Raw genomic sequence first — 8,761 nt, forward strand, 5'->3', positions numbered from 1 at the left:
GCTGTAGTCTTAGCGCTCCAGCAGCAGGTACTTGGTATATTGATGTATATGGCTATCAAGCTGTTTCTGGCTTAACGCTAACATTACAAGCTAACCCATAGGTTAACCATAAGTTAGCCCTTCCCTAAATAATAACCTTAACAATAACCTTAACAATAAAATCGAGAGGGAATAATCTCTCTCGGTTTTTATATATTTTTAAGATAGTGATCTACCTGCTTTTGGTTGTTTGGCTCGACAATATCTATACCTTGGCATTTCAGTTGTGGTAACAGCTTTTTATAACGTTTACGCTTTTGATGATAAGTTTGAAGTACCCATAAGATAATGGAGTCACGACTAAAAAAGGTTTGCTTAAAGGTCTCAACGTTACCTGCAAAGAGTTTCTTCTTGGTTACCGCTCTAACAATTGAGCGCGTAAATGAGCGATATAATACCACCCTAAAAGAATGATTAAGCCAAATTATTTTAGTGGCACGTGTCCAAACGATGTCCCTTACAACGGAATAATTACCATCAAGTACCCAAGTATCTGAAGCTGTGGCCTGTTTGACTAAGCCCCTAAATTCGTCATCCGCTCGCTCTTGCCAATTGGGCAACCAATGTAATTGATCTAACTCTATATATTCTAATGCCATCTTATTGGATAACTTTTGAGAAAAAGTCGACTTACCACTACAACTTGAGCCAATAACGACGATACATTTCAACTAGTCACCTTAATATCATTTGAATGTTTCTATAACTATTGATTAGTGATTTGATAATGCCGTTGTACATCTTTAGTGACCTGACCCCAGCTTGATTGCTTAACCCGCAACTGGTGCTGTAGAAAAGCATCTTGATTAACAAACTCTTCATAGACAGTAAATTTATTCATATTAAACGCATCTGCCCTAACCTTAAAGACTAAACAACCGGCCTCAGCTCTGGTTAATGCTATATGCGTGGCTAGTTCACTTTGTACCTTAACAAGATCGGCATCTGAGACGATAATATGTTCCCGTAAGATAACTTTTGGCAACTTTTTAATCCTTAATATGTTCGCGTTTTATCAAGTTCAGCGTAAATACCTAACGTTGTTTTAATGCGGCAACTGCTAAGCCAGACGTTATAAACGTTAAACCCGCACCAATATTTAAGCCATTGATTAATTTTTGTTTATTTTGTAAGCAAGCCGTAAGTTTAGAGGAGAAGATACCCATTAAAGAAAAGCCAATTGCTGTTAACAAAGCAAACCAAAAACCATAAACCATCATTTGTGCAGTGACCGAGCCTAACGCTGGATTAACAAACTGGGGAATAAATGCCAGCACAAACATACCCGGTTTTGGGTTTAATGCAGCCGATAAAAATCCGGTACTGAAAATTGTTTTAATCGGTTGTTTACTGGCCGGAGTTAGATTTATTAAGTTACGAGACCTTAGTACCTTTATCCCTAACCAAATAAGATAAGCGGCGCCGATTAATTTGACCACCATAAAAGCTATCGCTGAGGTCTGAATGAGTAAAGTCAGTCCAAAAGTCGCGGTCATCACGTGAAATAAAATACCAGCACCTGAAGCAAACCCTGAAACACAAGCCGCTAATTTTCCTTGGCTGAGCCCTCTGCCTATAGCCAATATATTATCTGGCCCCGGTGATATCACTAAGAGTAAACAAGCCAGTGTATAAGTAAGGAATACTTCAATAGGGAACATTTAAACTCCGAAAATATAAGATTATAATAATCATGATTTTACTTAGCGACTTTATTTAGCAACAAAAGTTTTATTGATAATACGCCAGTTATTGTCACGCTTATACATAACTAAATAGTCAATGTAATGTGATTTCGAGGTTTTGAAATCTAACTTTACCATGGCCATTTTATCATCAACAATATCAACGGATAGAACCTTGCCATGCCAGGTATCTTCAGTTTTTTTCTTAAAGAAACCGGAAAATTCTTGTAAGGTCAGGCTTCTAATACTTTCCTTACCGGTGTCTTTGTTAGTTGTGATCATTTTCACATGACCAAAGTCCAAATCAAATGCTTTGCTAAACAGTTGCTGGTCACCATTTGCCATGGCATTAAAGTAATTATAAGCAGTATCCACAACGGCTTTATATTCGTTACTTGTCAGTCCTTTAGCATGGTTAGGTAGTGACATTAGGCCGAGAAAGAGTAGCGTAGCTATAACGGTTAATTTTACTTTTGACATTTATTTAGTCCCTTTAAATACTATGGCGTCTGAGCGTTACACAAACCTTAAATTAAGGACTCTATTTAATAGGTAAACGTTAAGAAAATAAAGGGCTTAAATTGTAATGATTTATGACTGCTTATTACGGCTTAAAATGGAAAGTAATTTATGAATAGTGCTTTATAAGAGTCACTTGATAACAGTAAACACTTTATTAATTATTATTTTAATAATTTACAAAGTGACTTGGTAAACATCAACGTTGAAGCCACGAAAGACCGTTGCCTTAGCAAATGTAAACCCCGTTCGGTTGACTACCTTTACTGAACTAACATTATCAGATTCAATCAAGGCATGCACAGATTTTAGCTTCAAAGTTTTTTTAGCAAAAGCTAATACCCCCAGTGTTGATTCAACAGCGTAGCCCTTACCTTGGTGTTCGCTCGCTAGGCGATAGTTAATATGAAAAACATCTTCGTTATCAACTTGATGGTTATTCAAACCACAAACACCAACAAAGGCATTATCTTCTTTGCGGTATACAGCCCAATGTCCATAACCATTGGCTAGGTATTGCTGTTGGCAGTTGGCGATATAAGCGAGAATTTGTTTTTCCGTATGAACGCCAACGGTAGAGTATTTCATTACATCAGGATCAGATAAGACTGTTACCAGGTTTTCAGCATCATCATTACTAATTTTACTCATAACTAGACGGTCAGTTTCAAAATGCATCAACAAAAACTCCTCAATGTTTATTCTCTAAGGGTGGCATTTACTATAAATAATTTTCGATTTAGCTATGTAATAGCTTCGATTTAGTTATGAATTAGCTTTGATATTAAAAACTTTTCTTATACAAGTTGAAACTACAAATGAAACGATGAAGCCAACGACAAAATAGAGCACTACTGCGATAGTGGCGAGCTCTGAATCATAGGTTTGACCACTTTCAAGTAAACACTTAGCGGTAGCGTAGTCAAACGAGCCGCCATTATCTAAACATTCATCAACGATTAAAAAAGTATGTAACGCCCAAATGGCGAATAGACTGGTAAAAACACCAACAAGTGTTGGTATAAGTGTTCGATTCATAGAGGTATACAGACCTTAGCTTTAAATTTAAAGACAATAGCGTAACAGATAAAACCCAGCGGAGCCGTAATAGCTGGTTAAATGATTTAAAGTAACTTTCCTTAACCGTATAAGAGTAACCTGTATTCGTTTTCTCTGGTCCATCTACTGGTACCAAGGGCACATTAACTTTGACAATCATGATCTTTTTCTCCGGAATGTACAGCTGTAGACTCCGCTTACCTTGGACCAAGCCATTAACATAATTGAAATATCAAAGTGTAATGAATTACCGATGGGTGTCTTCGTTAGTTAGCCCACAGACTGAGGCAATCCTCCGAGATTTCACTACGCTCTGTTAAACTAAGCAATACACCAACTCTAAATTCACTATCTCCCGAATACAAGAACAACATTGCTAAATTTATTAAATTAAAGACCTCAAATACGTCTTAATAATGAAGCACTATAGGTGAACCATAATAAGATTTATAGTGCACTTGTCACTTTCAGTTAACATCCCACTCTATTTAATTGATTTTACGACTTAAAAAGGTCAATATATGTTAAAAAAAAGGAATTTCAAAGTGAAAAGTTATCTCAGCATCACCAAGTATACCATCCTTGTATGTACTGCTTTATTAATAACGGCTTGTTCAAAAGAACCCGTCAAACAACCCGATAGTGAAAAAAGTCAGGCACTGGTTTTACTCCGGGGATTACCGACACTGGATACCAAGCACAGTGTCGCGATAATCGAACTGGATCCTGAGTCCGCCAAATTCGGCGAAATTTTACAGGACTATGAACTTAGCAATTTGGCAGAGCCTTTACATCACCTTTACTACAGTCCAACAGGTCGATTATATGCCACCGGATTAGATATAAACTGTAGTTTAGCCGAGATAAAGTTAGTTAGGGACCTTAACGGTGCACCATTGATCAAGGGCCATCATTGTCTTGATACCCAAGGTCAAGTCATTGGTGAAGACATTATGTGGCATACCTCCAACGGCAAAGAATACATGTTTGTCACCTTTATGGGTGGTGGTGGCTTAGACCAAGCTGACGGTGGCTCTGTCGGCGTATTTGATCCGCAAACTAATGATGTGGTTAAAATAATCTCCGCGAGAAAGAGTCAAGTAGATGCGGGCAAGCCTTATATTATGTACCCTCATGGCATATCAGCCTATAAAGACAGAATGGTCATAGCGTCTACTATCCACCCTGATTTAAAAACCGGCGTTGGTAGCACTATCACCATCATTGATTTAAATTCCTTGTCACCGATTGAAACCATCACGGTTGAAGATGCCAAACCTGTAGGCTTCCCGTCATCGCCAGTTGAAGTGTTGTTTGTCCGCCCGAGTATTGTCGAAAACGTCAAACCGGGCGTGTTGGTCAATACCATGTTTGGTTTTGAAACTTGGTACATTCCTTTCAATGAAGCAGACAAAACATTTGCCGAGCCAGTCAAAATTTATAACGGCGTGGATGAAGGTACTGGGGTGCCCCTTGAGTTTTATGGCACCAAAGATGAGTTATTTATTAGTCATGCGATCCCAGGTGTAGTTAAACGATACAAGCTGAGCAGCTTGCCTGAACTCGTTTCATCAGGACCTGATATCAAAGCTGAATTGGGGGCACACCATATGATTTTTTATCCCTCTTCATCTGGTCGAAAGCTGATCGCGGTGCAAAACAACCTGCTTAATTTGGGTAACCAAGCTGATAATGACCCGACCGATATTGACTTTATAGCAAAAGTGAACGACCACTCATTAACGATACATGATCTCACTTCCAGCAAGCGATTAAAAACCATTAACTTTAAAGAAAAATATAATAAAGGTATTGAAAATATAGAAGCGTTGTTTGGTTCTGGTTTTATTCACCATCATTAAATTACATTTTAGGGCTTAGTGGACCGCACTTAGCCCCTAACTTGCAGTGCACTGTTATAGCTTGAAATTAAACACGTTGCGGGAAAACCAACAGATTAATAACCAAGGAAAAACAGTTAATGAAAATTAAACAGGCCTGTTATTTATTGTTGGCCGTGACATTGATGATAGTGACCGCTGAATATTACCAGAGCAAACCAAGGCCCACGGCGTTGAACGGTTTTTCCGCGCCGTTTGTTTATGGTCAATTTACCACTCCACAAAATAATCCGTTAACCAATGAAGCTGTCGCCCTAGGTCGGCGACTTTTTTATGATCCACTATTGTCAGGAAACAACAAACTTGCCTGCTCCCACTGCCATCAACAAAAGCTGGCCTTTACTGATGGCATGAAAAATTCGATGGGGGTTTCACTTAAACCTTTGTCGTTTAATACCCCAAGCTTGGTAAACCTGATGTGGGGACCACAGCATTTTTTTTGGGATGGCAGAGTAAATTCGCTAGAAGAACAAGCGTTATTACCAATCATTAATGTTGATGAAATGGATCAGAACCTTGATGAATTGATTGATGAATTGAAAGCAGTAGAGCAATACCAAAGGTTATTTTCCAAGGCTTATGGTGCCATCAACAAACAAAATATCGCCAAGGCATTGTCTGCTTTTCAACGGACGTTGATTTCGGCTAATTCAAAGTACGATCAGTTTTTGGCAGGCACCATCAAGTTGACTGATGAAGAAGAGTTCGGTCGGAAACTTTTTGTTGCGCACCCCGATGTAAAAGCAAGCTTACGTGGCGGTAATTGTATTGACTGTCACAGCCAGTTTTTAACCAGCGGATTTAATACCAAGTACGACGGTTTCACCAACAACGGACTAGATAATGAAGAGCAGTTACTCCCTGGGCTACAAGCGGTAACCGGAAAACCTGAACACAAAGGGTTATTCAAGGTGCCGTCTTTAAGAAACATCGCCTTGACCGCTCCTTATATGCACGATGGTCGATTCAACACCTTAGCACAAGTGATGGATCATTATAATGAGGGGATCAAGCTCAGCTCAACCTTAAGTCCATTGATAGTGGAGGCCAATAACATCGTCAATGGCAATAAGAAAAAACCCAGTCTTAATTTAAGCATGGAAGAGAAAAAAGCCATTGTTGCCTTTTTACATACTCTAACGGATGAGCAATTTATTATAAATACAAAGTTCTCTGATCCTTTTTTACAGGAAATAAAAATTGAATAACAGAATACGTTTATCATTGAGTTTTTTGCTCATATTGGTCATTATCGGTATTTGTGGATTGAGTTGGTATAAAGCCAATTCCCCCAGACAATTAACGATCAACTTTAGCGCTGTTGTGGGTCAACAGCCATTGGTCTATAACCAAATAAACTACCCTAACCCCGGTGGCCCCGGATTATTCAAGATCCGGGATTTTCAGTTTTATATCAGCAATATCAGATTACTCAGCGAGCAAGGCGATTATATTGCAACGAATAGCTATCATTTAGCCCGTTTTGACAACGAAAAAACGATTTATACCATTCAATTTAATAATATTCCCAACCGAAGTTATCGCGCAATTGAATTTGCTATTGGTGTTGACGAAAAAGCCAACGGCACGATCATCTCCCAAGGAGATCTGGATCCCAACAACCGGATGGCATGGAGTTGGGATGTAGGTTATAAATTCATTTTATTTGAAGGGGGATTACAACATGGTGATACCTTATATCCCTTGGTATACCATGTCGGATTTAATGAAAACTACCGAAAATTAAGCTACCCTGTACAGGGGGAATTGCAAGCATCTGTTGATTTCAAAGTAGATATCATGAAATTGTTTAATGGCCAAGCCAATCTCAATATGGCCGAGTTATCGAGTATTAAATTTGACCGCAATGATACCCGGTTTTTGGCTGATAATTATGAAAAGATGATTATAGCTGTAAAACAACAGCCAGCTAAATAACAAATTAACCGACTCATTTTTTTATTTTAACTATCATGAGACTCTCCATCAAAGTGTTAAAAATATACTTAGGTGAGTCTCATACCTGATAGGCGTAACAAGTAACTCAACTGGCTTGTTAATATTATCACTGGATCGCTTGAGTTATACCCAAACTACCTCAATATACAGGGTTCAGTTAGTGCTAGAAACACTTTACCCACAGGCTATACGTTCCAAAAACAACCTAAGTACTTAGTGTCATCAATATAATAACCATCTTGAAAACCATTTAAATTAGCAGGTCTGTCTATTGCAAGCTGCTCTAGAATATAAAGACATATTCTCTATACGTACTTTAATAGACACAAAAAAAGCACTGAGCGATTACCCAGTGCTTTTTATTTAATTCATCTACGTAAATAAAGTACTTTGTACTGTTCTAGCTTATGACCTAGTTAATGTCTTGATTACTTAGCAAGCTTTTTACCAAGGATACGTGTTTTAGCATTAGCTGCCATAAAGGTAAATACCGCATAAGTTGCCACGTTTTGACGTAATTTTTCTGGGTTTATTTTATCCAGGGTATCATCCGCTGTGTGATGATAATCAAAGTAGTCGCTACCATCTTGGGATAAAGCAAAGGCAGGAATGTTAAACTTACGAAATGGAATTAAGTCTGGACCGCTACGCGCTGAGTTTTTAGCTAGGAACTCAACACCAAGAGATTTCATCATAGCGGCAATATCGCTAACTAAAGGCAATGAACTGGCATGAACATTGGAATCAAACGCCCATATCTTATCAGCGCCAAAGTCAGACTCTGCTGCTGCCACTATGTTCGAAAGGCTTTGTTCATTGGCCTTAACATAAGCTTTAGCGCCCCATAAACCAAATTCTTCGGCAGCAAACAATACCACACGTATACTGCGTTTTGGTTTGCCTTTAGATACTGCCAATTTTGCCGCAGCCATTGTTAATGCAACACCCGCACCATCATCTAATGCACCAGTACCTAAGTCCCAAGAGTCTAAATGGCCACCAATAAGTACATGTTGATCTGGAAATTCCTTGCCAGTAAACTCCGCAATAACGTTATAAGAAGTGCCCTCGCCCATCGATTTTGCTTGTACATTAATATTGATAGTTACAGGCTTTCCTAAAGCAACTAAGCGATGTAATTGATCGGCATCAGCATTAGAAATTGCAGAAGCAACAATTTTAGTAACGCCATCTTTATAGTGACTGCCGCCTGTGTGAGCAAAACGATGATAAGCCGTGCTTACTGAGCGCATTACATAACCAACAGCACCTTTTTGTGCTGCCACAACAGCGCCTCGACTACGAGCCTGAACAGCAGGACCATAACCGTTGCCATCACGGTCTCGGTTCATTCGATAGTTTATAAAAACAATTTTACCTTTTGCTACATTTTTAGGTGCATTTTCTAGTTCCGCTAAGGTTTTAAATTCAATCACTTGTGCTTGAATTCCGTCTTTAGGTGTACTTATGCTATTTCCCAAAGCAGTAATGTGCAGCCGTTGTGGTGCTGGGCTGACAATAGCTGCTGACTCAGAATATCGAATCCATTTAGGAAAAGTCGCAGGCTCAATCCATACCTTATCAAAGCCCATGGTTTTA

The 8,761-nt window shown here is 38.8% G+C and carries 10 protein-coding genes; 3 read left to right on the forward strand and 7 right to left on the reverse strand.

Annotated features, from left to right (window positions below; all coding sequences use genetic code 11):
• Positions 1 to 188: 188 nt before the first annotated feature.
• The 6 genes from HRT50_RS15910 to HRT50_RS15935 all read right to left on the reverse strand — a co-directional run bounded on the left by HRT50_RS15910 (position 189) and on the right by HRT50_RS15935 (position 3,281).
• Positions 189 to 710 carry an adenylate kinase gene (locus HRT50_RS15910; protein ID WP_291616257.1) on the reverse strand — a complete coding sequence of 174 codons (522 nt, stop codon included), beginning with the start codon at positions 708 to 710 and terminating at the stop codon, positions 189 to 191.
• A gap of 35 nt (positions 711 to 745) precedes the next feature.
• Entirely contained in the window at positions 746 to 1,024 is a 279-nt protein-coding gene (locus tag HRT50_RS15915) for an antibiotic biosynthesis monooxygenase (protein ID WP_291616259.1), read from the reverse strand.
• A 49-nt stretch (positions 1,025 to 1,073) separates the two neighbouring features.
• Positions 1,074 to 1,700 carry a LysE family translocator gene (locus tag HRT50_RS15920; protein ID WP_291616261.1) on the reverse strand — a complete coding sequence of 209 codons (627 nt, stop codon included), beginning with the start codon at positions 1,698 to 1,700 and terminating at the stop codon, positions 1,074 to 1,076.
• Between the two features lie 51 nt (positions 1,701 to 1,751).
• Positions 1,752 to 2,204, reverse strand: coding sequence for a nuclear transport factor 2 family protein (locus tag HRT50_RS15925; RefSeq protein ID WP_291616263.1), 453 nt, complete (start codon positions 2,202 to 2,204; stop codon positions 1,752 to 1,754).
• 216 nt (positions 2,205 to 2,420) lie between these two features.
• Positions 2,421 to 2,921, reverse strand: a complete 501-nt coding sequence (locus HRT50_RS15930; RefSeq protein WP_291616265.1) for a GNAT family N-acetyltransferase — start codon at positions 2,919 to 2,921, stop codon at positions 2,421 to 2,423.
• A gap of 87 nt (positions 2,922 to 3,008) precedes the next feature.
• Positions 3,009 to 3,281: a hypothetical protein gene (locus tag HRT50_RS15935; protein WP_291616267.1), complete on the reverse strand. Its 273-nt coding sequence runs from the start codon at positions 3,279 to 3,281 to the stop codon at positions 3,009 to 3,011.
• Between the two features lie 566 nt (positions 3,282 to 3,847).
• Here HRT50_RS15935 and HRT50_RS15940 point away from each other — a divergent pair.
• The 3 genes from HRT50_RS15940 to HRT50_RS15950 all read left to right on the forward strand — a co-directional run bounded on the left by HRT50_RS15940 (position 3,848) and on the right by HRT50_RS15950 (position 7,141).
• Positions 3,848 to 5,164 (forward strand): hypothetical protein, encoded by a 1,317-nt coding sequence (locus tag HRT50_RS15940; RefSeq protein ID WP_291616269.1) that lies wholly within the window; start codon positions 3,848 to 3,850, stop codon positions 5,162 to 5,164.
• A gap of 119 nt (positions 5,165 to 5,283) precedes the next feature.
• Positions 5,284 to 6,411 (forward strand): cytochrome c peroxidase, encoded by a 1,128-nt coding sequence (locus tag HRT50_RS15945; RefSeq protein ID WP_291616271.1) that lies wholly within the window; start codon positions 5,284 to 5,286, stop codon positions 6,409 to 6,411.
• Positions 6,404 to 7,141, forward strand: a complete 738-nt coding sequence (locus HRT50_RS15950) for an MbnP family protein (protein ID WP_291616274.1) — start codon at positions 6,404 to 6,406, stop codon at positions 7,139 to 7,141. The genes HRT50_RS15945 and HRT50_RS15950 overlap by 8 nt, the downstream gene beginning before the upstream one ends.
• A gap of 449 nt (positions 7,142 to 7,590) precedes the next feature.
• Here the strand turns inward: HRT50_RS15950 and HRT50_RS15955 are convergent.
• On the reverse strand, positions 7,591 to 8,761 hold a 1,171-nt coding region (locus HRT50_RS15955; protein WP_291616276.1), incomplete at its 5' end, for a M20/M25/M40 family metallo-hydrolase.

It is taken from the genome of Colwellia sp., assembly GCF_013215345.1.
In the GTDB taxonomy this organism is placed as follows: Bacteria; Pseudomonadota; Gammaproteobacteria; order Enterobacterales; family Alteromonadaceae; genus Colwellia.